Origin of the sequence: Oceanobacillus sp. J11TS1 (assembly GCF_018333215.1) — a bacterium.
Classification (GTDB): Bacteria; Bacillota; Bacilli; order Bacillales; family Amphibacillaceae; genus Oceanobacillus.
The window spans coordinates 103,485-128,232 of record NZ_BORO01000007.1 but is presented as its reverse complement, the minus strand read 5'-3'; the positions used below and the strand labels follow the sequence as shown (position 1 = coordinate 128,232).

General features: G+C 35.1%; 20 protein-coding genes and 2 pseudogenes. 7 read left to right on the top strand and 15 right to left on the bottom strand.

The window, feature by feature from the left end; all coding sequences use genetic code 11:
* Positions 1-135 precede the first annotated feature (135 nt).
* The 4 genes from KI343_RS08000 (at position 136) to KI343_RS07985 (ending at position 6,751) form a co-directional block, all read left to right on the top strand.
* The gene (locus tag KI343_RS08000; protein WP_212925892.1) at positions 136-1,992 is read left to right on the top strand and encodes a beta-glucoside-specific PTS transporter subunit IIABC; all 1,857 of its coding nucleotides are present in this window, start codon (positions 136-138) and stop codon (positions 1,990-1,992) included.
* Between the two features lie 35 nt (positions 1,993-2,027).
* Positions 2,028-3,431, top strand: coding sequence for a glycoside hydrolase family 1 protein (locus tag KI343_RS07995; protein WP_212925891.1), 1,404 nt, complete (start codon positions 2,028-2,030; stop codon positions 3,429-3,431).
* Positions 3,432-4,046: 615 nt separating this feature from the next.
* Complete coding sequence (locus KI343_RS07990; protein WP_212925890.1) at positions 4,047-5,402, top strand: MFS transporter; 1,356 nt, start codon at positions 4,047-4,049, stop codon at positions 5,400-5,402.
* A gap of 200 nt (positions 5,403-5,602) precedes the next feature.
* The gene (locus KI343_RS07985; RefSeq protein ID WP_212925889.1) at positions 5,603-6,751 is read left to right on the top strand and encodes an ArgE/DapE family deacylase; all 1,149 of its coding nucleotides are present in this window, start codon (positions 5,603-5,605) and stop codon (positions 6,749-6,751) included.
* Between the two features lie 86 nt (positions 6,752-6,837).
* On the opposite strand, the gene qoxD is transcribed toward KI343_RS07985, so the two are convergent.
* The 10 genes from qoxD to sigY form a co-directional block, all read right to left on the bottom strand.
* Entirely contained in the window at positions 6,838-7,125 is a 288-nt protein-coding gene (gene qoxD, locus KI343_RS07980) for a cytochrome aa3 quinol oxidase subunit IV (protein ID WP_212925888.1), read from the bottom strand.
* Position 7,126: 1 nt separating this feature from the next.
* The gene (qoxC, locus tag KI343_RS07975; protein WP_212925887.1) at positions 7,127-7,729 is read right to left on the bottom strand and encodes a cytochrome aa3 quinol oxidase subunit III; all 603 of its coding nucleotides are present in this window, start codon (positions 7,727-7,729) and stop codon (positions 7,127-7,129) included.
* Positions 7,729-9,678: a cytochrome aa3 quinol oxidase subunit I gene (qoxB, locus tag KI343_RS07970; RefSeq protein WP_212925886.1), complete on the bottom strand. Its 1,950-nt coding sequence runs from the start codon at positions 9,676-9,678 to the stop codon at positions 7,729-7,731. The genes qoxC and qoxB overlap by 1 nt, the downstream gene beginning before the upstream one ends.
* A 69-nt stretch (positions 9,679-9,747) precedes the next feature.
* Positions 9,748-10,629, bottom strand: coding sequence for a cytochrome aa3 quinol oxidase subunit II (qoxA, locus tag KI343_RS07965; RefSeq protein ID WP_212925885.1), 882 nt, complete (start codon positions 10,627-10,629; stop codon positions 9,748-9,750).
* 552 nt (positions 10,630-11,181) lie between these two features.
* Positions 11,182-11,337: a small acid-soluble spore protein O gene (sspO, locus tag KI343_RS07960; RefSeq protein WP_212925884.1), complete on the bottom strand. Its 156-nt coding sequence runs from the start codon at positions 11,335-11,337 to the stop codon at positions 11,182-11,184.
* Positions 11,338-11,501: 164 nt separating this feature from the next.
* Positions 11,502-12,281: an ABC transporter permease gene (locus KI343_RS07955; RefSeq protein WP_212925883.1), complete on the bottom strand. Its 780-nt coding sequence runs from the start codon at positions 12,279-12,281 to the stop codon at positions 11,502-11,504.
* Positions 12,278-13,183: an ABC transporter ATP-binding protein gene (locus tag KI343_RS07950; RefSeq protein ID WP_212925882.1), complete on the bottom strand. Its 906-nt coding sequence runs from the start codon at positions 13,181-13,183 to the stop codon at positions 12,278-12,280. The genes KI343_RS07955 and KI343_RS07950 overlap by 4 nt, the downstream gene beginning before the upstream one ends.
* Positions 13,183-13,386 carry a PLDc N-terminal domain-containing protein gene (locus KI343_RS07945; RefSeq protein WP_212925881.1) on the bottom strand — a complete coding sequence of 68 codons (204 nt, stop codon included), beginning with the start codon at positions 13,384-13,386 and terminating at the stop codon, positions 13,183-13,185. Before KI343_RS07945 ends, KI343_RS07950 begins: the two co-directional genes overlap by 1 nt.
* Before the next feature lie 302 nt (positions 13,387-13,688).
* Complete coding sequence (locus KI343_RS07940) at positions 13,689-14,033, bottom strand: YxlC family protein (protein ID WP_212925880.1); 345 nt, start codon at positions 14,031-14,033, stop codon at positions 13,689-13,691.
* Positions 14,020-14,550, bottom strand: coding sequence for an RNA polymerase sigma factor SigY (gene sigY, locus KI343_RS07935; protein WP_212925879.1), 531 nt, complete (start codon positions 14,548-14,550; stop codon positions 14,020-14,022). Before sigY ends, KI343_RS07940 begins: the two co-directional genes overlap by 14 nt.
* 415 nt (positions 14,551-14,965) lie before the next feature.
* Between sigY and KI343_RS07930 the strand changes: the two genes are divergently transcribed.
* Positions 14,966-15,178 (top strand): hypothetical protein, encoded by a 213-nt coding sequence (locus tag KI343_RS07930; protein WP_212925878.1) that lies wholly within the window; start codon positions 14,966-14,968, stop codon positions 15,176-15,178.
* 114 nt (positions 15,179-15,292) lie between these two features.
* Here KI343_RS07930 and KI343_RS07925 read toward each other — a convergent pair whose 3' ends face one another.
* Complete coding sequence (locus KI343_RS07925) at positions 15,293-16,153, bottom strand: YitT family protein (protein ID WP_212925877.1); 861 nt, start codon at positions 16,151-16,153, stop codon at positions 15,293-15,295.
* 1,007 nt (positions 16,154-17,160) lie between these two features.
* A complete protein-coding gene (locus KI343_RS07920; RefSeq protein ID WP_212925876.1) occupies positions 17,161-18,057 on the bottom strand; it encodes a hypothetical protein in 897 nt (298 codons plus the stop codon).
* A 275-nt stretch (positions 18,058-18,332) separates the two neighbouring features.
* Here KI343_RS07920 and KI343_RS20570 point away from each other — a divergent pair.
* A pseudogene (locus KI343_RS20570) lies at positions 18,333-18,416 on the top strand (QacE family quaternary ammonium compound efflux SMR transporter); the annotation flags it as partial.
* A 99-nt stretch (positions 18,417-18,515) separates the two neighbouring features.
* A pseudogene (locus tag KI343_RS07915) lies at positions 18,516-18,780 on the top strand (DMT family transporter).
* Between the two features lie 636 nt (positions 18,781-19,416).
* Here KI343_RS07915 and KI343_RS07910 read toward each other — a convergent pair.
* Genes KI343_RS07910 through KI343_RS07900 form a run of 3 tightly spaced genes read right to left on the bottom strand, consistent with a single transcriptional unit; the run spans position 19,417 to position 24,697 of the window.
* Positions 19,417-22,362, bottom strand: coding sequence for an AAA family ATPase (locus KI343_RS07910; RefSeq protein ID WP_212925875.1), 2,946 nt, complete (start codon positions 22,360-22,362; stop codon positions 19,417-19,419).
* Positions 22,352-22,972 (bottom strand): ABC-three component system middle component 1, encoded by a 621-nt coding sequence (locus tag KI343_RS07905; RefSeq protein ID WP_212925874.1) that lies wholly within the window; start codon positions 22,970-22,972, stop codon positions 22,352-22,354. The genes KI343_RS07910 and KI343_RS07905 overlap by 11 nt, the downstream gene beginning before the upstream one ends.
* A gap of 9 nt (positions 22,973-22,981) precedes the next feature.
* Complete coding sequence (locus KI343_RS07900) at positions 22,982-24,697, bottom strand: dsDNA nuclease domain-containing protein (protein WP_212925873.1); 1,716 nt, start codon at positions 24,695-24,697, stop codon at positions 22,982-22,984.
* Between the last annotated feature and the right edge of the window lie 51 nt (positions 24,698-24,748).

Genomic DNA, 24,748 nt, shown 5'->3' with positions numbered 1-24,748 from the left:
TTCCACATAAAATTGTCATAATTGCACATGCTTACATCGTCAAAACAGGCATTTTTATTTAGATATTTACAATATGTGTTATTCTTATTTTATCCGTCGGCCAGTAGGTTACTTTTTATCGAGGGAGGAAAAAATATGAATTATCAACAGGTTGCGAGGGATATTTTGAGGAACGTTGGAGGGAAAGAAAACGTTTCTGGTCTAACCCATTGCTATACACGTTTACGTTTTACTTTATATGACACGAGTAAAGCGAATAAAATAGATTTAGAAAAGATGGACGAGGTTATCTCTGTTGTAGAGAGCGGCGGGCAATACCAAGTTGTTCTTCGAAATAAAGTGAAAGAAGTACATGATCAAGTCCAACAGCTTTTAGGCGAATCAAAGAAAGAAGATAATAATGAAAAAGAAAAAGGATCGATTGGAAACCGAATCTTACATACGGTGATATCTATATTCCTCCCCATTATTCCAGCCATTGCTGCATCCGGAATGATTAAAGGACTCTTAGCTCTTTCTGTCATTATCGCTAGTCACTATTGGAATCTGGATATTAAAGAATATAATACCTATCGTATATTAGACGCGGTTTCGAATGCTTTGTTTTATTTCTTCCCAATTATGATTGGCTATGTATCGGCAAAAGTGTTTAAGGCGAATGAATTAATTGCCATGGTCCTAGCAGCTGCACTCTGCTACCCAGATCTTGTTGCATTAATGACCGGAGATGTCCCGGTTTCGTTTTTAGGAATTCCTGTCACACAAGCTGACTACACATCAACCGTTATCCCAATCATTATTGCTGTATTTATTATGGCATACATGCAGCGCTTTTTCGAACGGACTATACCTGAAGTTTTGAAAATCATTATGGTTCCAACGCTCACTCTATTAGTGATGGCTCCAGCAACTTTAATTATTTTTGGACCAATTGGGATTTACCTCGGTAACTTCATCAACTGGTTGTATTATATAATTATGGATGTCAGTCCAACACTATTAGGTGCTTTTATTGGCGGAATCTGGTGCGTTCTTGTTATCTTTGGCGCTCATAAGACCCTCTTGCCCATTGGAATTAATGATGTTGCACAAACGGGACAGCAGAATCTTTTAGCATTTGCAGGCGCAGCTAACTTCTCCCAAGCAGGAGCGGCTGCAGGCGTCTTTTTGAAAACAAAAAATAAGAAATTAAAAACATTAGCTGCAACGGCAACCATAACAGCTCTTTTCGGCATTACCGAACCAGCCATTTACGGAGTTAACCTCCGTCTGAAAAAACCGATGATTTATGCGGTGATTAGCGGGGCAATAGGTGGAGGTCTGATGGGTTGGGGCGGTTCCTATGGTACAGCCTTTGCCAATCAGGGATTTTTAACAATCCCAGTCTATATTGAAGCAGGAGCAAAAGCATTCTTATGTTACCTTATTGGTATCGCTATTGCCTTCTTCGGTGCTGCAGCGATGACCTTCTTATTTGGCTTTCAGGACGTCCCTGAAGAAGAGGATGCTACAGACCCTTCAATAGATAACGAGAAGATGGTTCCAAGTACAGAAAAAAAGGGAGAAGTAATCATTCCTTCACCAATTCAAGGGAAATTGATTCCATTATCCGAGGTAAAAGATGACGTTTTTTCTTCAGGCACATTAGGTGAAGGAGCAGCGGTTTATCCAGAGGTTGGAGAAGTGATAGCACCGGCAGATTGCAAGGTATCCGTTTTATACCCGACGTTACATGCTATCGGGCTAGAGCTGGAAAATGGCGTGGAATTGTTAATTCATATAGGCTTTAATACAGTAGAATTAGAAGGGGAAGGATTTGAATCCCATGTAAGTGCAGGGGACGAGATAAGCAAGGGAACTAAAATCGTCTCATTTAATATTAAAGAAATCGAATCAAAAGGATACGATCTTAGCACCCCAATTGTTGTAACCAACGCTTCACAGTTTCAGGGTGTTTCCATTGTAGAAAACGAGCAGAATAGAATTTCTTGATAACAAAGGATTTAAAATGTATAGGAGTGACAATAATGACAAACTATTTCAGCAAAGATTTTTGGTGGGGAGCTTCTTCTTCTGCTTTCCAAATTGAAGGCGCATGGGACAAAGACGGCAAGGGTAAAACAGTAGCTGATTACAACGCTTTCCAAAAATCAGATGTACAAGCAGATACGACAGTTGCCAGTGATTTCTACCATAATTATAAGGAAGATATTCTTTTAATGAAGGAACTGGGCTTAAAAGCTTATCGTTTCTCTATTTCTTGGGCGAGAATTATTCCAGATGGGGATGGTGAGGTGAACCAAAAGGGGATTGACTTTTACAACAATGTGATTGATTTCTTATTAGAGAATGATATTATTCCATTTGTTACCCTGTACCACTTTGACCTTCCATTTGCCCTGGTTGAAAAGTACAATGGCTGGGAAAGCCGTGATTGTGCGTATGCATTCGAAAAATATGCAAAAACCTGCTTTGAAGCTTTCGGCGATCGCGTAAAGTATTGGCAAGTACACAATGAACAAAACCTTATGATTCGCGTTAATATACGAATGAATATGTATGACGTACCAAGTGATCAGGTTGAAAAAGTAAGAGCACAAATGGATTATCATATGTTTTTAGCACATGCGCTAGCTACCAATGCTTGCCGTGAGATGCTTCCAGACGCACAAATTGGGCCTGCTGTGTCCTCCACAATGACTTATCCAAGCTCAAATCGCCCAGAAGATGTGTGGGCAGCTAGAATGAATGATAATTTTAAAACAAATTATGCTTTGGAAATGTATTGTTTTGGAGAGTATCCAGGATATTATAAAGAATATCTCAGAAAATGTAATATTTATCCAGAAACCAAACTGGAGGATGAAGAGATCTTAAAAGCGTCAAAACCAGATTATATTGCTGTAAACTATTACCGCACATTATCAGCCAGCTATCTTCCTGCTGATAAAGCGCATCCGATTGGAACAAAAGAAAATGATATTGACTTTAACTTATATGGATATTTTAAGATTGACAGAAACCCAAATCTCGAAGTAACAGATTATGGTATTCAAGTAGATCCAATGGGCCTTCGAATTTTACTAAATGATTATTATGAAAAGTATCGCCTGCCGATGATTATTACAGAGAACGGTTTAGGAACTGGAGATCAATTAACAGAAGATGATAAAATCCATGATGACTACCGTATTGAATACTTGAAAAACCATATTGCTGCTTGTAATGATGCCATATCAGATGGTGTAGAGCTATTTGGATATTGTCCATGGTCTGTCATGGATATATTAAGCTCCCGCCAAGGCTTTATGAAACGTTATGGTTTGATTTACGTAGACAGAGATGATTTCGACCTGAAAGAATTGCGTCGAATTAAAAAAGACAGTTTTTACTGGTATCAAGATGTTATTAAAAACAATGGATTAAATTAATCAGCAAAGGATAAACCTTTAAGTGATGCCAATACAGTGAAACTTCCTTCAGTGGGGGTTTTCTTTCATCCCCCACCGAAGGTTAGTTGAACGAATCGGGCCGTTACTGGCTGTTAGATCTCCCACTTAGAAATATAATTTTTACTCATTTCTTGAAGTGGGAGTCTTACAGCCAGTTACACTGCGATAAACCGTCATAGCTGATTTTAAAATAACAAGTACGAAGATTACTCGAAAATGAATTCATTATCTATCAAGCCCCAAGGCCATTTTGCTGCTTTGGGGTTGATTGTTTTTCCGACAGACTAGAAACTGAAATACCGAAAGATATAAGTTGGTGTCGAATATTTCCGGGGAAATAATGACGATAAATGTAGAATTATATTTATTCATACGATTATTTCGTATATAATTTTCTATTGTTTGGTGAACCTAATTACAACAACATAATACATTCAGACTCTATATAAATGTTTAACCATAGCAAGGGACATATATTCTCTATGGTAATTGTGTGTATTTAGCTAATTTTTAGAAATAAGAAGCAGTCATTGTTATAATTATATTTACGATAGAAAATATGATTTTAATTTTACATATACAGGGGATGTATCCATGAAAGAAACTATCCGCAAGCCATGGCTGTTCATTTTAACAATTGGGCTTGGAACATTATTAAACCCTTTAAACTCATCGATGATTTCAGTAGCGCTAACAAGGTTACAAAACGAATTTGCATTAACATTTGCTGATGCTTCCTGGCTGATTTCTATCTTTTATCTTGCAAGCGCTGCAGGACAACCAGTCATGGGCAAGTTAAGTGATATGTTTGGCCCGAAAAAGATGTTTATCGCAGGGCTGGGCATCGTAGCAGCTGCATCGATATTAGCTTCCTTTTCACCAAACTATCCGTTTCTTTTAGGCTGTCGAGCGTTGCAGGCGATTGGCAGTTCTACTTTGTTTCCTAGCGGCATGAGTATGGTCCGGACGCATATTACAAACGGACAAGGGAAAGCGTTAGCTGTTTTATCGATCTTTTCCTCCACATCCGCTGCTTTTGGTCCTTCTATCGGCGGATTCTTAGTTGCGTCTTGGGATTGGCATTCGATTTTCCTGATTAATTTTCCGTTTATTATTTTATCCTTTTTGCTGGCTCTTTTTATTTTACCAAATACAGGACAAGGAGAGTTTGAGGCGAAACGGATTGATTTTAGCGGTATTATCCTCTTTATTATTGCGATTGTAGGATTAATCTTGTTCTTGCTTTCGCTTGATCAGAACATTCGCTGGTGGGCATTATTGCTCTTTTTATCTGCTGCAGTTGGATTTTGCTATTTCGAACTGAAGCAGGAAGAACCCTTTATAGACGTAAAAGGATTAACCAAAAACCGTTATGTTTCTCTTATTTACTTACAATTCATGAGTATTAACTTGATTCATTATTGTTTCTTTTTTGGATTCCCGACTTATCTGCAGCAAGTTCGTCATTACAGTGAACAGCATACCGGCCTGATTATGCTGTCATTGGCGGGGTTCGGTGTAATTGTTTCGCCCTTAGCCGGCCGTCTGATTGATAAATACGGTTCAAAATTGCCTATGGTAGTCGGTGCCTTCTTGCTTTTAACAGGTACAGGTTTGCTACTAACGTACAATGATGCATCGCCTTTAATCTGGCTGGTTATTATTATGGCTGTTCTTGGTATGAGTAATGGCTTTAATAATATTTCTGCCCAAACAGCACTGTATGAACATGTGAACCCAGAGGACACTGGTTCTGCTTCAGGTCTATTCCAAACCAGCCGCTATTTAGGTTCTATCTTATCCTCTAGTCTGCTTGGTTTAACGTTCAATCGTCACTTAGATACAGAGCACCTGCATCTCGTTGCAATTATCTGTTTTGTTTTTTGTATATTTGTACTTGCCCTGGCGTTTATGCTTCCGGGGAAATTGAAAGGTAAAATGTCTAGATAAGCCACTTCCGCCTGAGGTTTCCTACTCCTTAGGCGAAATGGGGCAGTAAAATGAATGATCCCATATCAGCATACATAGTCTCAGTACGATCGCTTGCTTTGGTTTTCATTTCGTCCCGTTTATACCGCCAGCATTTTTGGGTAATATATGTATAGTTGTAATCTAATTGGAAATACATAATGAAATTTGGGAGATGTAGTATGAAACATTTTACAGAAGAAGAAAAAATAAAGATTTTATCAGACATTATAGCGATTAAGTCTATTAATGAAAATGAGATCGAAGTGGCAAATTACTTAAAAAAATTATTCGATCAATATGGCATTGAATCTAAAATTATTCCAGTTACAGATACTCGTGTTAACCTGGTGGCTGAAATTGGAACAGGTAGTCCAGTAATTGGCGTTTCTGGTCATATGGATGTCGTTTCTCCCGGTGATGAGAGCGAGTGGACTTCAGACCCGTTCACATTGACAGAAAGAGACGGAAAATTATACGGACGTGGAACGAATGATATGAAAGCAGGCTTAGTAAACCTTGCATTAGTAATGATTGAACTCAAAGAAAATAAGGAACTAAAGAATGGAACCGTCCGTTTTATCGCAACAACTGGCGAAGAAGTCGGTGGCGCGGGTTCTCAAAAATTATACGAAGAAGGCTATATGGATGATGTAGATTATCTATGGGTAGCCGAACCTTCCCACGACGCGCTTGTTTACTGTCACAAAGGATCTCTTAATTTGCGCATCACTTCTATCGGTGAAGCAGCGCACAGTTCTATGCCTGAACAAGGTTATAACGCAATTAATCCATTGATGAAATATCTATTAGAAATGGACGATAAATTGAATGGCGATAACCGTAAAAATGAAGTTCTAGATAAATTAATTATAAATACAACTATTATTAATGCCGGGAACCAGGTAAACTCCATTCCAGAAAAAGCAGTCGCTGAAATAAACGTGCGAACTATTCCGGAATTTGATAATGAGGAAGTGATTGACCTATTCAACAAAACCGCCGACAAATACAATGAAGAAGGATCCGATATTGATGTTGAAGTGACAATGTCACTACCTAGTGTTTTCACTACAGGATCCTCTAAAATGATTAATCTAGCTAAAGAACTCGGCAAAAAGTATTTAGATTTAGAGCCTTCCGTCATAGGTTCACCCGGGGTGACGGATGCATCCAATTTATTACGGGGCAAAGATGATAACTTCCCATTTATGGCCTTTGGCCCAGGTGAAACCAAAATGGCGCACAAAACGGATGAATATGTCTACAAAGATTACTACTTTGCATTCTTCGACATCTATAAAGAGTTGATTTTGGGGTTATCGAAATAAGAATAGATTTTTTAAACATTTTATCTTCCTTCATTAATAAAAGCTCAAACAGCAATTGACTGTTTGAGCTTTTATTGGTGCTTTATTTAATACATATATCCCCAAATCATTGCAAGTAATGAACCAAGGATTGTTAGGATGGCAACCACTACGCCAAAAATCGTATGAATATAAATACCGGCTCTATCTTCACTTTCTCCAGCATGCATAAATACAACGAGCTGTACGCCTGCTTGAATAAATGCTGTAACGACCAAAATGGTTAATCCCATTGCTAAAGACATGTCAAAGAAATAGACACTTAACGCAATAACCGTCAGGAGTAGCGAAAAGATATATCCGTTAACCTGTTTTAGAGGAAAAAGTTCTTTCATGTTACATCATTCCCTTCAAGTAAATAAAGCTGAAAATGAAGATCCACATAACGTCTAGAAAGTGCCAGTAAAGGGAGAATATAAATGATTTATTCGCTGTCCGTGCATTTAAGCCATCACGAAGTATTTGAATAATAATCATGATACCCCAGAATAGCCCCATTGTTACGTGAGCTCCATGGGTCCCGAGTGTTGTTAAAAGCGCTGCAGTAAAACCGCTTGTTTGCAGCGTTGCCCCGATGTGGTAGTAATGAATAAATTCATATACTTCCACGCTGAGAAACCCAGCCCCCAGGAGAAGCGTAACTACCATAAACCAGATCATCGCCTTCACACGATTAATACGCATTGCATGGACTGCTAATCCAATCGTAAAACTACTTGTCAGCAAAAGGAATGTCTCAATCAATACCGGCGGCAATTCAAAAATCTCTGCCCCGGCCGGTCCGCTGCCCACGCCACGGTCTACATAAACAAAATACGTTGTAAACAGCGTCGCAAACAGCATGATCTCCGCACTTAAGAAAATCCAAAATCCCAGGATATTTAATTTATTTGTTTCGGTGCTATATTCAAGAGGCAAATTTTTAGGATCAAGTTTCATTACTTAGCACCCCCAAGTTCCTTTTCTGTTGCTTCAATTTCTTCCTTGTGAATATGGTGTCCATCGTCTTTTTCAAAGGAGCGATAAATCAAACATCCGATAATTCCCAGGAAGGCTATAATGACTCCAACCCATACATGGAATATGAAGAAAAACCCAAATGCAAAGAAGAATCCGGCAAAGATAATGGACCAACCACTATTATTAGGCATATGAATATCCTCTACTTTACCTTTAAATAATTCATAATCATTCTCTTTGTAATCCCAGAAAGCTTCTTCTGAATGAACAGTTGGTGAAATCGCAAAGTTGTATTCCGGAACTGGTGAATGTGTTGCCCATTCAAGCGTCCGTGCATTCCAAGGGTCACCCCCAATATTTCTAGGTGCGTGACGATAACTATAGAAAATATTATAAACAAGGAATACAAAACCAACTGCAAGTAATAATGTACCAATAAAGGATATCATGCTTAATGTGCTAAACCCCGTCGCCTCCGAATAAGTATACATTCTGCGTGCCTGGCCGTTCAATCCAGTAAAGTACATTGGAAAGAAAGCTAAACAGAAACCGATAGTGATATTCCAAAATGCCCATTTACCAATTCGTTCATTTAGCATAAAACCAAACATTTTTGGCCAGTAAAAAATGAGACCGGCGATCATAGCAAATACAACACCAGGAATAATAACATTATGGAAGTGTGCAACTAGAAATAATGTATTATGGTACTGGTAATCCGCACTAGCCATGCCCAACATAACACCTGTTGACCCACCGATTGTAAATAGCGGAATAAATGCTATCGAGTATAACATCGGTGTTGCAAATCGTATTTTCCCTTTCCACATTGTCAGAAGCCAGTTAAATATCTTAATTCCAGTCGGTACAGCAATCAACATTGTTGTAATGGAGAAAATACTATTGGTAAGAGCTCCCTGCCCCATTGTAAAGAAATGGTGTACCCATACAAGAAAAGAAAGTGCGGAAATAGCAAGAATAGAAGCAACCATTGACGTATAACCATATAAATTCCGCTCGGAAAACGCAGCAATAATTGTTGAGTAAATACCAAAAGCAGGTATGATTAAAATATACACCTCAGGATGTCCCCACACCCAGAACAGGTTTGCCCACATCATATCCATACCGCCATCGCTCGTTGTAAAGAAGTTGGTAAGAAACTGTCGATCAAGCGTTCCCATTAATAAAGCAATTGTTAAAACGGGAAACGCAAGTACGATCATCAAATTTGTAATGAGAGCAGCCCAGATAAATATAGGCATTTTCATTAATTTCATACCAGGAGCACGCATTTTTATAATGGTAGCGATAAAGTTAATCCCTGTCATGAGTGTTCCGATACCAGAAATTTGCAGAGCCCAGTTATAATAGTTAACCCCAACATGTTGACTGAATTCTGGACCTGCCATTGGATAATAATTTGTCCAACCAGCATCCGGCGACCCTCCGACGACAAAAGACAGATTTAATAACATTGCTCCTGTGAAATATAACCAGAAGCTTAGCGCGTTCAAACGCGGGAATGCAACGTCTCTTGCCCCAATTTGAAGCGGAACAACAAAGTTCATCATACCGATAATAAAAGCCATTGCCATGAAGAAAATCATAACCACACCATGTGTAGTAAAAACCTCATTATAATGTTGCGCATCCAAGAAGGTATTGTCAGGAACTGCAGTTTGTAATCGCATCATGACAGCATCCGCCCCACCTCTAAAGAGCATCAGCAATGCTGAAATAATATACATAATTCCGATGCGTTTATGATCAACGGTTGTTAACCAATTATTCCAAAGATAACCCCATTTCTTAAAATAGGTAACACCAACAACAATCGCAATACTCGTAAGTACAATAGCCACGATGGAAGCGTAAAGCATTGGATCGTCATGGGGAGGGATAGAAAATCTATCTGAAAAATCCATAATAATAAAACTCCTTTCCATAGTTTAGAAATGGTCTGACCTCTGCAAATGTGCATTTACCAATTCTGCTTAATGAGGATGTCCACTATCATCCTCGGAATCAGATTTCCCATGATTATGAGGGCTGTTTTCCCCTTCAGGAGCAGGCATGAAATCTTGATGTGTACCAGTAAACGTCATATGACCTAAATGACCAGGTTCTAATAATTCTTCAAATTTTTCCTCTGTTAACGGTTCAGCGGTATTTTGAATATCCTCTATCCAAGAATCAAATTCATCAGCTGGCAAAGCTGTTACATTAAATTCATTTTCTGCAAAACCTTCCCCGTTAAAGTTGGCGTTTCTTCCAAAGTATTCTCCAGGCTCCTCCGCAACAATGTTTAAGTAGTTTGTCATATCAGACATGGCATATTTTTGTCCTGCCAACTGCGGGATCCAAAAGCTTGAAATGGTTCCATGGGAATATAAACGAAATTCCACATTTTGGTTTGTTGGAATAAATACGTAGTTAACTGTTTCAATATCTTGCTCAGGATAACTGAAATGCCATTTCCAGTTAGATGATGAAGCATAAATAACTAGCGGCTCATCCGTTTCATATCCTTCGGGAGCAGTTTCAACTTGATGTACGGAAATAACAGATACTACAGAAAGAAATGCAACGATTAGTATTGGAACCCCAACAATAATTATTTCTACATATTTATTCCCTTCGATATGCGGCGGCTTATAGTCAGGATCTTGCTTCGATGCTCTATATTTGAATAAAATGATGGTCAACATTACTAGGACTACAATTGTAACGACAATCATTGTAATGATCGAAATCCAAATAACATTAGCCAATTTATCAGCTTGAGGACCTTTCGGGTCGAGCACGAGTAGTTCACAGCCTGCTAAAAAGCCTGAAATAATCGCAAAAAATGCTATATAGACCCCTTTTAATTTCATATAGAAACTCCTTTCAAAATGTTTATTGTTAAGAGAGTGCTCAAATTATAATTTGTTTTCTTCCATATTTTGAACAGACATTTATATTAAATTGGTTCTTAACAACTAAAATTATTTTTAAACACAACAAAACACCAAGAACGACTTGATCTATCAGCAAATCTTTGTGACTAAAATCACAAAAGCAAAACCATATCTCTCGTGTATCAGCTAAATTCCTTCCATATTATAATTTTTGCAGGTAATCAACCTAGTTGTGTGGAAACTGTTTTCTTCTATTATTTAATTGCCATCAATATATTATTCATTAAAATTAGGGAGCACAGGGGATATTCCTAGGCCAAACGATGAAGAAGTATTTAATGTACATGTGTAGGTGAAGGTCCTGTTGGGGCTAGTGTGGCAAATCTTCCAAGATATATAGGGTCTTGTTTACCAAAGTAGCGTACTCTAATCCTTTAACGATTTGTTAAGTGTAGAAATCCACACTAGGTGCGAATGCCTTCGCACAAAAAAAGCACTTCACCAAATAAATGAGAAGTGCTTTTTTTACTATTGACGTTTTTTCGTCTTTTTATTATTTTGTCTTTCCGCTTCGGTTAATGGTTCATTAGCAAATTCATGGTCAAATTCTGTCGACAGCTTTTCTCTTACTGCTTGTTTATCATTGACAACAGCATCCCGCTTATTCTTACCTTTTTTACTCATAAAGATACACCTCCATGCTCCTATTTTGCCTAGGTAGCATGGGATTATGTATATTTATGATATATCGTGATTTAAAGGAAAACCCAAATAAATCATTTTTTAAAACATTTGAAAGTTTTTATCAAACTTTATCAAAAAAGAATACACACGGTAGTTTACCTTTTTTATTCCAACAGCTCTTTATGCTTAAAGATTTGTATGGATAAGATGAGAAGGAAAATAATAATAGCAATGGTTGTAATAAAAGCTAGCAAGAAACTAGAATCGAGTTCTCCTGACAACAAGACCTGACCTGTGTGCTCCGTCATCGTAGCCGGACTCCACTTCATATACTTTCCTAGAATGGATGTAACCGTCGAAATGGCAAAGACCACAAAAATGGAAACAAAAGCAACACTGCCATTTCCTTTCATTATCGTACTAAATAAGAGCGTCAAAGTAACAACAAAAACTAACCAGATGCTGTAGATTACTACACTTTGAAAAATGCGCTCAAAAGCGACTGTTTCAATGAGTAAACCCGTATAATACCAAGCAGCTGCATATCCGATAAACAATGAAATGAGTGTAATTGTAAGTAATCCAGCCCATTTCGATAATATATATGAGGAATAAGGAACAGCTCTTATCATGACCATACCCGCTACTCCACTCTGTCTTTCGGCGGAAACGACCCCCATTGCACTTAAAACAAGGATAAGTACACCAAGCATCCCATAATTAGATAGAACATTCATTAATACTTCCGTCCCAGTTGGGGTAGGCATTTCAAGGATTGTACCATCTGGAAGACCGCCAAAAGTGTCCAAGATTTCCGGCATATAATACGAACTAACCGGCTGCATGACACCTAGCAAGATAAAGACAATTGGAATCCATATCATTTTATAATTTCGCATCATTTCCGTCATTTCTTTTCGATATAGAACAGTCCATTGTGTCATGCCTTCACCACCTTCATAAATAGATCTTCTAATGTTGTTTGAGATATCTCAAACTTACGAACCGGAAGTTTTCTATCCACGATATCTTTTAACAATGTTTGCTTCCCATTTACCATATCGCCTAATACGATGTTGGCTTTATTACCTTGAATGCTTACTTCAGATACAAAGCTATAACTCGCAATGCTCTTTAGCCAATCGGCAGCCTGTGATTCAAATTCAATTTGTAAAATAGGTTGTCGATACGCTTCCATTACACTTTCCAGACTACCTGATATCGCAATTTCCCCAGCATGCATGATAAGAATGTCGTCACTTATTTCTTCTGCATCGTGAAGGACATGCGTTGAGAAGAGAATGGTTGTTTCCTCTTTAATCTCTCTCATCATGTCCAACACTTCCCGTCTCCCAAGTGGGTCGAGTGCGGAAACAGGCTCATCTAGAATGAGTAATTGGGGACGATGAATTAGTGCCTGTGCCAATCCGAGGCGCTGTTTCATTCCGCCAGAATATCCCGCTATTTTTCTTTTCTTCGCATTCGTTAGACTCACTCGTTCTAGTAATTCTTCACTTCTTTTTTCTGCTTCTTTACGATTCAGCTTTGCTAATTGTCCTGCGAAGACAAGAAACTCCTTTCCGCTCATCCAATTATAGAAAGCAGGATATTGAGGTAAATACCCTATAAACGGCCTTAAATCCTTTGCTTTTTTCCCTTTAAAATCAATACTGCCGGAAGTCGGTTCCAACAATCCGGATAGCATTTTTAATGTCGTTGTTTTTCCGGCTCCATTTGGTCCAAGTAATGAAACGCACCTGCCTTCTTCAATATGAAAGTTGATGCCCTTAACAGCATTTGCATTTCCAAATCTTTTTACTAAATCGCTTGCCTTTAATAACGCCATTAATCATTTCTCCTTCCAACAACGAAATAAAGCACTGGCCCTATTAATTGGATAATGAGAATAATAAGGATCCACAGCCATTTTGGTCCGTTCGTGTTTTCTTCTCGAATACAAGAAACGAATGCGGTAATCATAAGAATTAATTGTAAGACAAGAATTGGCGCAATCGCCCCCCATGGGATGCCATTTAACAGTTCATTCATTTTCCTCTCCTCCAAATTGTTTATCTACCCTTAATACGGTTACGTACGCCGCATCGTTCACTCGCGAAAGAAAAAAAAATCTCAGGAATTTGATCCTGAGACCTTTCTTTTAAATATTTTTCTTGCAAAAATAAGATAGATAATAAGGTAGGTTGGAAATTGAATAAGGCCTAAAAAGCCCCATAGCCAAGCATTGTGCCCCCTCTTCCGCGCATCCCAAAACATCCATGAGCTCTGGCAAATCAGAATGAATGCAGCCATAACCAATAACCAAAGCGGTGTGCTATTTAAAGCGTTTGAGTTCATTCATTACGGACCTTCTTTCTATTTTTCTTAAGAGCTAAGGGCAATAAGATAATCCCCACAAGCTGAAAATAAAGAAAAAGAATTGGCTGACGATAAACGACAGCAATCACAATTGTAAGTAGAAATACCGCAACAGAAATAAACGCGAGGAGCTCTTTCCATTGTTTTTTTCGTATTCTTTTTTTCTCTAATTCAACAGTCTGGTGAAACCATTGTAAGTTTGGAGTAGATACTGGATTCCATTGATCCAGTTTTTCTAAACCATCTTTTACTTGCTTAACCGTTAATTCATCTTCATCATCCAACATAGAATTACTATTTTTAAAATCATTTTCCTTCACGTTCAGCCAACTCCTTTCGTACACTTTTTAGACTATTGGAAACTCGAGATTTTACTGTCCCTTCTGCAATACCCATCATTTTTCCAATTTCCTCGTATGAATATCCGTAATAATGCTTTAACACAATTGGCATACGTATTTCTTCCTTAATTTGGGCAAGTACATCCAATACATCTATCCATTCTTCGTTCATATTGGCTGCATTCCATTTCATTTTCCGGAGCGCTTGTTCCTGCTCTAGCCATTTTTTCTCCCGCTTCTTTCTACGCTGTTGATCGATGAAAAGGTTCGTTGCAATTGTAATGAGCCATGAGGAAAACTTGGATTCACCATTATACAGTTGGATTTTTTCAATACTCTTCATCATCGTCTCTTGTGTTAAATCTTCTGCAATTTGTGGATGAAGGGTAACTTTCATTAAATACTTTACGAGAAACGAATAATTCTGCTGTAGTAATTGCGAAAGCGCCAATGTATCTCCTTTTTTCGCCTTTCGGATTAAATCCTTTTCATCCATGAGATCTACTCCATACAATAATGATTTATATGTAATACGACTAACCGGGAACAATCGTTCATTTTCAAAGTAAAAAACAGAACAAAGACGTTTAGCCACCTATTAGTATTTATTAAGTTTACTCTATTGTTGATTATTCCACGAGTTTAGAATACCTGTTTAATTATTGAGGAACTCCCTGAAGTTTTAAATATATGTTTATCTAATTTATTTATATTGGGAGATTATGATATTATTATATTAAGAAGTGAATGAAAAATAATTGATTCACTAATTCTTATTTGTGCTCGTTTTATTTTCGAGCTAAGTCTGTATCAGAGGACGGCGCGTTTCCAGATTTTAATGAGACTAAGAATATATAGTGAAACACAATATTAAAATAGTTATACAGACGCTATTTCGGGGAGGCGTTAGTGTGAAAAAGATCCAAGGAGGACGCATAGTTAATAAAAAAAGCTTACAAGTTGTAGGTTTTTTAATGACTATAATTTTTATATTTAAGGTATTGGGCGTAACGGATGTAATCAACATCCATAACATATCGTGGGCTGTAATTTTGCCAATTGGCATTATTGGTATCGCTATATCAATCTTTAGCAACTTTGTAACAGATAAAAAGCCAGATTAATAATATAATCTGACCCTTGAAATAAACAAGCTATTAGCAAAAAATACAGAAACCAGTACAGATATTTAACATTTGAAATACTACACCGTTTACTGGTCATGTAACTATAAATGGTTAATTACGTGCATTATTTAATATTTTCTTATTCATAAACCCAAATTTCCCGCCCGCAACTTCTTTCACCTCGTGAATAACAATAAAAGAATTTGGGTCAATTTCCTGTACATTCTTCTTAACTTTTAATAGTTCTTTCTTTTTAATAACTACATAGACAATACGTTTATCCTTATTAGCATAATAACCATATCCATAAAATATAGTTGCAGCACTTCCGAACTTATGAGTAAAAAATTCCGCTATTTCTTCATATTTGTCAGACATAATGGTCAACGCTTTTTTATTATTAAAACCTTCTACAATGACATCCACGATTTTAATGCATAAATAAACAAAAATTAAGGTGTATAATGTATTATATAATCCTATCGCAAATATGGAGGCAAATATAATCAAACTATCCATGTAAAACAGGCTTTTTGAAAAACTATACCCTTTCGTATAATTTAATAAATAAGCCATCAGAGTAGTTCCCCCAGTGGAACCATCAGCGATAAAGATTAATGCTACACCAGCCCCCATTAATAAAGCTCCAAATACAATACCTAAAATCATATCATCAACACTAAATGGAATATAGCCTACAACTTTCAGGAAAATAGATATCATGATAGTTCCAATTGTAGTATTAATGATTGTCTTTTTTGTTACAAATTTATAAGCTATTGCAATAAAGATAATATTAATTAGCAATGTACTTATACTTGTAGGGATTTGAAACAAATAATACAGAATCAAGGAAATACCAAATGTACTTCCGTCACCTAATTTATTCGGAATAACAAAAAATTCAATAGATGCTGCTATTAGTATAGTTCCAACCATAATTAAAAGAATATCTTTGTACGTAGTTTTCATTATTTAAACCTCCTTCATTAACCAGTAATACTTTTAAAATAAAAAAAGCCTCAGAAATTGCTGTATTAATATACAACCATTTGCTAAGACGAAAGAATTACGATACTAATTTATTTCTCTACTTTCCTTATATAATCATTAAATTTAAGAACAAGTTAAATAACCCTTCAAAAATCTAATTTTCCGCTGCAACTAGACAATTGTATAAGCTGCTCTCGTTTATGTCAACAACATTAAATATATAGGTTGATTTACGCTCGATAATAGCCAGTTAATCGCGGCATAGGGTTAATTGAGTGAACTGATGAATCACCTCCTGTCTGCAATTTATCCTTTGGCACTCGTATTGCTTCAATCGTTACGAATCAACTAACGAGTCGATTAGAACATTTCAATATTCAACTCACGCAAGTTATCTATACTTAATGCCGAAAAAAAAAAGCACCAGCAAGATAGCGATGCTTTAATCTGTTAAGTGCTTTATAAGTTTCAAGTTAATTTGAACCAACTTGAACCAAAAAAGCTCTGTAAACATTGATATAGTCGTGGGACTTTTATATTTTGTATATCCAATCTCATCTTCATTCTGGATTTTTATCTTTTATCATATTTATCAACTCATAAATAACTTTTCGAACTTATTGTTATCCCCATGCTTCCTTACATAATTTGTATTACCGGAAGATAAATTCAAGATCTAGAACTTTCGAGTAGTGCTCATTTAACGTTTTTAAAGAAGATTGATGACCGTCTGTGTGGCAATGGTAAAAAGGTGCGCTCCCGCCGTGTGCATAGATAACATTCTTCTTTTTCGATTAAAACGCTATAAATAGCATCATCAAACATGGATTTGTTGTTCTCCCCTAAGGATAGCTTCTTTCCGAACTCATGATGAATATTCAATAATTGATCATCTCCAATGTCTAGCCGATCCATAATAACAAATTTCGTCTTTGAATTATCGCTTTTAGTTTTTTGATGATTGATGATTCACTAGTGCTGCATCGTCAGCGAATGTATCTATCCCTCCTCTTTTTAATAAATGTTTTTATAGTATAGTAATTTAAATAAATAACCAAGAAAAGGGCAAAAGAATCCAATCTCATCAGTACACTTAAAATTTCTCTAAACGTATTAGAGTGAATAAATATATCGTATGGATGGTTGGTGCGATAAGTAATTGGTATATATTGTTCATTTCGATATAAATCATATGTAAAAGAAGAGACATCTTTCTCTGTTTCATACGTAGTACCTGTATGATCCTCAAATTGTAATGCGAATGTATTTATTTCTCTGACTCCTGCATTAGGGACAATTTTATTTTCTTGTTCTACATCAACAATTTCTGCCATCACTTCTTCTTTCCCGACTGGATAAATTTTATAAAATACATTTTTTCCGATGAGTGCAAAAATAATCATACTAATTACAACAAATAGCGGAATGATAATTTTTATTGCAATTTCCTTTATATATTTTAATTTTCCTTCATGCGCTTCTTCTTTTTTATAAACCCATTGCACGAGTTTCAATTCAGGAAATGTACCCGAAAAAATCAACCAAGCAACCCATAATATAAATAAACTCACCGGATACAAAATAACTCCTAACTTAATAGCATTTTTAATGGAACTATTTTTCTGCGTTCCATATGTATCGCCAATTTGCAATTGATACATTTCTTTTTTTGATACATCATATCCGTCTCCATTTAACATCTTAACATGATAGCTGGGCCCCATATAAAGCCCTTTTGTGCTATATTTTTGTATAATCGGACTTTCAGCATCTATATCCGTTTCAGTCATGGAATTAAATGGAACAAATAAACATACGATTGCTAGGAATACAAGTAAGATGGCCAGTGAAAACCAGGCAGCCTTTTTAAACCAATCCAACATCTCTCCATTTCCTTTCTGGTTATTAAAATATATAGGCAGTATAACATAGGAATGTTTAAAGGTTTCTTAAATAGTACATGCAACACTTTTTGTGATGCAACGTACCCATATAAAACCCGAATAAAGCTTCATTTTATATATTATGTGGACTAATTTCATTCTATTGAATATTTTCTAGGATTCCGCAATAATGATTGGTCTGGTCCGTGAAAAGACTCACAGCTTAGGCTATGCCAAGGAAAGACAAAAGCCTGGAAGGGACTATTTATACAGTTGTCTCCCAGGCTTTTGCCGTTTTTGTTGGACTGAGAACAGCAGGAACAACTTTTGCAGATATTGCTTTCCTTTGGGAACCATTTTAGCTAATAAAGATTCTGTTGATTGCCATTTTATTGACTGGTGTCATTGGTTTGTAATTAGTAAACGAAAGATAAAGTAAAAGAGGGAGTTGAATCTTAATGGCTTGGACTTCATTATTTATAGCTGGATTGTCGAGTTGGTATAACAATGATAAACAAACTGCACAAAGACCGTGATTGGCAAACATGGGCCTTGTTGGTTTTGTTTTGGAGCTATCTATGGGGACTGCTTATGCTGTATGGACTGGTATTGGTGCCTCTGGTGCAAAAGCAGGAATTATTTTTCTATGAACAAAAAAGGAAGCGAATTGTATTTATCGCGATGGTATTAGGAGCAACTGCCGGTTTGAAATTATTTTCATAATGCACCTCGGTAAAAGTAGTCTTAGCGCCGCTTGTTCTATTGATAGAAAGGAGTAGAGATAAGTAATATTTTTAAACAAAGTAAACCTCTGCACCATAGTGGTTGCAGAGGTTTAGATGTTGAAAAACTATTAACGTTTTGAGAAATATCTAGATAATTTTCAAGTGTAACTAATCCATGGAAATCCTTTCATATCAACGTTTCAGGAATTATTATATGGATAAAAATGTATGAAGAAGGATTGAAATTAATATTACTTGAACCAATTTGAACCAAAAAGATGGATGCTAGTTGAATACATTGTTAAATTATACAAAATAATTCTAGCTTTACTAATTTCACTTTAAAAACTACCTAAGAGATGGCACTTTCCGACACAGCTCCCTCAATTAAATAGATATCATAAAAAACTTTGTTTTAGATTAACGTTTATTTCAAAGCTATTTGGTAATATACCAACTAAACTCTCCCTTAAAATTATCAGCTCGTCTTAGTCATTTATCTCTTCAGCAGTTATTTACATGTATTTTACTTTTTCATTCTAATTACTTCTTTTAATTTCATCAAAGATAGTTTTTTAAAAACTTTGCCTGAACACTTAACAAATTTAAGTACATCGCTAGAATAAATGATCTGTTAATTCTGAGTCCAATTAATATAATTTGCTGCTGTAACATCAATGTGTTTCTTACTATACGAATTAATTGATATTTTTAGTACATTTTCAGCAGGCAAAGACAATTTCGACATAAGCAAGTCAGAAAAGTTCTTATTGTGTGTACTTACAATTATTTGTTTTTCTTCGTTATTAATAAGCGAGGTGAGAACATCAATGAACGAATATGTGTTAACATCGTCTAAATGTTGAAAAGGATCGTCAATTCCGATTATGTTCAGATTACTCCAATTTTGTGTAATATTTAAAGATAAGAAGATACTCAGTGCAAGAATTGTGGATTGTGCTGCGCTAAAATTTAGATTTGCATTTACTTCTTGTTTTAGTTGTTCTCTAGTTAGATCATCCAATAGTCTCCAATTATCTTCCTCTGAAAGTAATACGTATAAGTCATTCTCTCTAGTTACAAGTTTGACATGTTTGTAGTATGCGTGAGGAGAGATTTGCCTAAAGAACTGATTGATTATATTGCTATTATCTCTTAGGTACTTGTTAATCAAATCACTCTGAACATTTGTGTGTATTTTTTTAAAAACTTCAATATTACTTAAGTTTTCTTTCACTAATGTACGCTCTAAATCCTTATTCTTTTTAAGCTTAACGATTTTCTCTTTTTCACCTTGTATTTTCGACAACTTATCTTTCTCTTTGAAAGCTGAAACGTTCTTTAAGCTAGATACAATTTCAGCATCAATATCTAATATCATTTTTGATTGTTGCTTAATGTATATTAAACATTCATTAATGCTATAACTTTTGAATGTTTTAGGATAATCTGACTCTAATGTCTTTACAATGTAGTTAATTTGGTCAATTTTATTTCTAATACTATCGATTGTAGATTCAAGTTCAACTGTTTTTAATTTCAACTGTTTTAATGATTTTTTATTTCCATCCAAATAGTTATCCAATTTCTTAACTCTTGTAGTAATTGCATCTTTATTGAATACATAAGTAAACTTACCCTTGAAAGGCTTCTTTAAATTCTCGTACTTTTTCTCATTCAAACTGATTTTCTCTCTTAAAGATTTCAACTCATTAAACTTTTCAAGCACATCCTTAATTAAGTTATAATAGTGTTCATGTTCATTTATAAAAGTATCAATCTTTTTTATTATACTTTCTATATTTTGTCTATCTAAACCTGACAAATCCCCAATAATAGATTCAAGGTATATTTTCTTACGTTCAATAGTTTTTTTACTTTTCAATGTTACATTTAGTTTTTCTTCCAATGATTCGATATGCTCTTGTAAAGACTTTATTTCGTTACCTATACTTGAAATTGCAGAAAGTTCTTCGCTAAGCTTTATCTCAACTCCATCGTACTTTTCCTGGCCTTCTTTTAGCTTAAATTCAACATGGCTCAAGAGAGTATTTACATCTTTAAAATCACTACCACAGACAGGACACTCTTTCTCAGATTCTCTATTTAAGAGACTTCTTTGTAGTGAGAAAGTAATTTGTTGAAAATTATCTGCACGAATGTCCTTCTTCTTAGTTTTCAACTGCTCAACAATTTGATTCTTCTTCTCCCTATTACTGTATGCTCGTTCAAGTTGTTCTTTTTTGTCTTTAATTTCACTCTCAATACTTTTCAATTTCTTGTTTGTTATCTCTAGTTCTTGAATTTTATCCAGTAACTCTAATCTATTTAATTCTTTTTCTTTACTTTCTTTTTTACTTTCGAATTCTTTTATATAAGTACTGTAGTTATTATACTTTTCAATGATTTTTTTTATTTCCATATTGCTGTTAATATAAGATTGATAGTTTATTATTTCGTTCTCTTTACCTTTTAAATCATTTAATTCTTCTTGCAAAACATTTATTTCATGAAGGTTTTCTTCAAGTAATGACAATTGATTTTTTCTACTTTCAGCTCGTATTTTTCCCTGTTCTCTTTTTTCTAATTCTCTATTGGTATTTATCAAATGCATATACGAAGCGTCAAGTTTTGTTTGTTCTTCATTTAGATCAGAATTAGTTATCTCAAATCTATGTATCCTAGAAATCATATTTTGTAATTTTCTATTTTTATTTTCTAAGTCTTTCCTTTGATTTCTAATTTTCTGGATCTCATCTTCTTCCAGGCTTTGAATCTTTATAGCATCATAATTCACAAGATATTCTGGCAAAGAATCAAAATATTTATTTAAGTTACTAATTAAATGCGCCTCATTGACTTCACCAGTATAATCCATTATATATTCGTTATCACTATACCGTGTGTCAAGACGCTTTATTTCGTTTTCAATATCTTTAAGCTCTAAGTCTATACGATTTATTTCATTCTCAAAAGCACCCTTACTCTTATTAATGTAATTTCTTAATTCTTTCCCATATTTATCAAGACCAAGTATGTTTTCAAGTTTTGCATATCTATCAGTTGGTTTATCAACCTTCACAAAGTCTTCCAAAGTCTCTTGGGATAAGATCTGAGTAGAAGCAAATATTGAACTAAAGCTGTTCAACTTTTGTTCTTGGTTTAAAAAGTTCCCTTTTGTAATTAGATTGATTATAGCTCTTAATCCATCTCGAATAGTGTACTGTTGACCTTCAACAAAAAGCTTTTTATCTATATTCCCTGATAATAGTTTACGAATTTCTCTTCTGATAGTACTTACATATCCGTGGCTATTAACTATATCCACTTCTACACTAACTCTATAGGTTTGCTTTAAATACTCGTGATTATTAACAAGATAGTTAAATTTGGATTGTTCGCTGCTACCAGAAAAACGATTTATTTCGCCTGTGAACACCCAATTTATAGCATCAAATATCGTACTTTTACCGTGTCCATTTGAACCCTCAATTAAGATCACTTTCTTATCTTTCAAGTCGAACTCATGGACACCTCTAAATATTCTAAAATTCTCCACTCTAAGTCGACTAATCTTCATCGCTTACACTCCTGAATCCTATATTAATGATATCTTTTTCAAGCTTACTAGTTTCTTCTAAGATGGAATAAGAAGTAAAATAGTAATCTAACAAGTTATTCGCCAGTGAGTAAAAACTATTGAGACTTTCTTTCTCTTCCCCAACAAATTCATTTATCTTATTAAAATTCAAGATTCCAGATTTGAACTCTTGATCATAATCAAATTGTGGCATTTTAATAAATTGATTGCTTAGAAAAGGAACATCCGTAATTTCATCTATTGATTGAAAAACATATTTTTTACAAACGTATTCATCTTTAATAACCTTGTTTATGGTAAGCGTTAAATCATCGTCATTATTCAAATCAAAATTAAGAATCATGAAAAAGTAAATATTATTTTTGTGATTTGCAGAAAGATAATTATATATGCTTGCTATAAGTGGCTGTTCGGAAATATACCAGTCAAGAAATAACGATTTTGCCTCGTATTCTTTTACAAAAATCACTCTTGAGTCCTTTACCCACATCTGTATTCCACTATAAGACATATCATCCTGAAAGGGTTCAAACTCCATTAGTTCATAACCCATCTGCTTAAATTTAATAATTAACTCTTCAATTTGCAAAGAGATCACCTACTCCCCTAATAAACTCAATTTCCAATTAGCCTCTATTTCTTTATCCTGAAACGTGGGAACACTCTCTCCAGTCGTATTACTAAAAAACTCGAAGAAAGCATCCACTTCGTCTTTATTAATAAATTTCAAGTTTTCAGGTGGATCAATTATTGATATGTCATCTCTTTCAACTTTAGCAACAGTAAACCTTGCAGCAAGTCTTTCACTAGTCTTGGATTTTCCTGTTTGTTGTTCTTTCTTCTCGTCAATTATTAAACTAAATAAATCTTGATTAATGTTAGAACCGTACTCACATTGTTGCAAAGCAGAGACTACAGTATTTTTTACAATATCAGTACCTGATCTATTTCTGGCATTATAAATAGTAAATAAAAGTTTTTCGTTTTCTATTTCCCCTGTGTGAAACAATAACTGAGAGTTCTGGAATTCCACTTTCCTAGAGGGATAGAAAACTAAACAACGGATGATATACGATAGAGAACTCTTAATATGCTGCTTGTTCTTATCATTATTGAACTGTTCAACTTTGATTATACTTTGTAAGTTAAACAATTTGTTTAGAAACACTAAGCAATATCTTGAGTCCTTTCTAAACTGTTTCTCAAATTCTGTTCTAAACCAATCTATTGTCTCAAGTAACTCCTTAAGTAACATTTGATTAGACTTAAACTCATCTTGAAACTCGCTCCGAAGCGCTTCTAACAGATATTTAATTGTTCTTAATAGAGAATCGTCTTCTAAATAACTCGAGGCATCGTCTTTCAAAGACTCACTCCATGTATAAATTAATGTTTTTACATCTTCTCTTTTAAAGACTAACTCAGATTTATCCATTTCTGGATCATCTCTGTAAGTTCTTTGTGCTATTTCAGACAACAAATTACTGAAGACTCCTCCGACAATTGTTTTCTTAATTGGGTGTGTAATTCCAATAATATCTTCTATTAGACCTTCAATTGTATTCTTCAATGAATCGAAAGAACCAAGTTTATTGATGTATAACCTTTCTAAATAAAAATCCACTGGTTTTGAAAAAACTTCACTGAATTGTATATTCTTATCTTTAAGAATTACTGGAGTTTCTATATTTGGCTTTAGAATATTGTCGTCTAAAAGATCTGCTTTAAATGATGTATTAAGTGTAAATACTTCTAAATCTCCAAGACTATTATGGGGTGTATTACTTACAAGTTCAAACTCCGGATCAATGAAGGGTATTTCTTCCACGTAGCCTTCGATTAGAGATGACGGGTCTTTATCAATAAAGACATCATAATTTTTAAATAGTTTCTCTATCCATGAATTAAAATGATCATATTCACTATTCACACGTTTTTTTTTGCTTCGTGAATAGATGTCGTTTGGTTGCAATCTATTTGAACTGTTCTGTCTCACAGTCTTAACTTGAATAAACCGAATCTTATCGTTTCGCAATAATGCGACATCATCAAAATATTCAAATACAACTTTGTCCCACCAATTATTTTTAGGGTCTTGTACCATCTTAAGAATATAATATATTGTCACGTAATATTGATACATAAATCCTCTAATTGCAGTTATTCCACCTAAATCCTCAAAGTTTCCCTCCATCAGTTTGCTAATTATGTCCTCTTCCTCAATTCCTTCGAAATCTTCCCCACTTTGGTCCTGATATATTTTGAACTTTTCTAAATGATACTGATATGCCGAATCTTTATATGTACTTACCATTATCTTACCCCCAAATAATCACACTAGATAACTTGTAATCTCCTGATAATT

What these genes read in the sequence shown, in the direction of transcription:
- KI343_RS07920 (WP_212925876.1), bottom strand. Translation starts at nt 18,057, where the DNA reads ATGTTGGATTGGTTTAAAAAGGCTGCCTGGTTTTCACTGGCCATCTTA.
- KI343_RS07985 (WP_212925889.1), top strand. Translation starts at nt 5,603, where the DNA reads ATGAAACATTTTACAGAAGAAGAAAAAATAAAGATTTTATCAGACATT.
- KI343_RS07900 (WP_212925873.1), bottom strand. Translation starts at nt 24,697, where the DNA reads ATGGTAAGTACATATAAAGATTCGGCATATCAGTATCATTTAGAAAAG.
- KI343_RS07955 (WP_212925883.1), bottom strand. Translation starts at nt 12,281, where the DNA reads ATGACACAATGGACTGTTCTATATCGAAAAGAAATGACGGAAATGATG.
- sigY (WP_212925879.1), bottom strand. Translation starts at nt 14,550, where the DNA reads ATGGATGAAAAGGATTTAATCCGAAAGGCGAAAAAAGGAGATACATTG.
- KI343_RS07945 (WP_212925881.1), bottom strand. Translation starts at nt 13,386, where the DNA reads ATGAATGAACTGTTAAATGGCATCCCATGGGGGGCGATTGCGCCAATT.
- KI343_RS07950 (WP_212925882.1), bottom strand. Translation starts at nt 13,183, where the DNA reads ATGGCGTTATTAAAGGCAAGCGATTTAGTAAAAAGATTTGGAAATGCA.
- qoxD (WP_212925888.1), bottom strand. Translation starts at nt 7,125, where the DNA reads ATGAAAGAACTTTTTCCTCTAAAACAGGTTAACGGATATATCTTTTCG.
- KI343_RS07990 (WP_212925890.1), top strand. Translation starts at nt 4,047, where the DNA reads ATGAAAGAAACTATCCGCAAGCCATGGCTGTTCATTTTAACAATTGGG.
- qoxC (WP_212925887.1), bottom strand. Translation starts at nt 7,729, where the DNA reads ATGAAACTTGATCCTAAAAATTTGCCTCTTGAATATAGCACCGAAACA.
- sspO (WP_212925884.1), bottom strand. Translation starts at nt 11,337, where the DNA reads ATGAGTAAAAAAGGTAAGAATAAGCGGGATGCTGTTGTCAATGATAAA.
- KI343_RS07995 (WP_212925891.1), top strand. Translation starts at nt 2,028, where the DNA reads ATGACAAACTATTTCAGCAAAGATTTTTGGTGGGGAGCTTCTTCTTCT.
- KI343_RS07925 (WP_212925877.1), bottom strand. Translation starts at nt 16,153, where the DNA reads ATGAAAACTACGTACAAAGATATTCTTTTAATTATGGTTGGAACTATA.
- qoxB (WP_212925886.1), bottom strand. Translation starts at nt 9,678, where the DNA reads ATGGATTTTTCAGATAGATTTTCTATCCCTCCCCATGACGATCCAATG.
- KI343_RS08000 (WP_212925892.1), top strand. Translation starts at nt 136, where the DNA reads ATGAATTATCAACAGGTTGCGAGGGATATTTTGAGGAACGTTGGAGGG.
- KI343_RS07910 (WP_212925875.1), bottom strand. Translation starts at nt 22,362, where the DNA reads ATGAAGATTAGTCGACTTAGAGTGGAGAATTTTAGAATATTTAGAGGT.
- qoxA (WP_212925885.1), bottom strand. Translation starts at nt 10,629, where the DNA reads ATGAAATTAAAAGGGGTCTATATAGCATTTTTTGCGATTATTTCAGGC.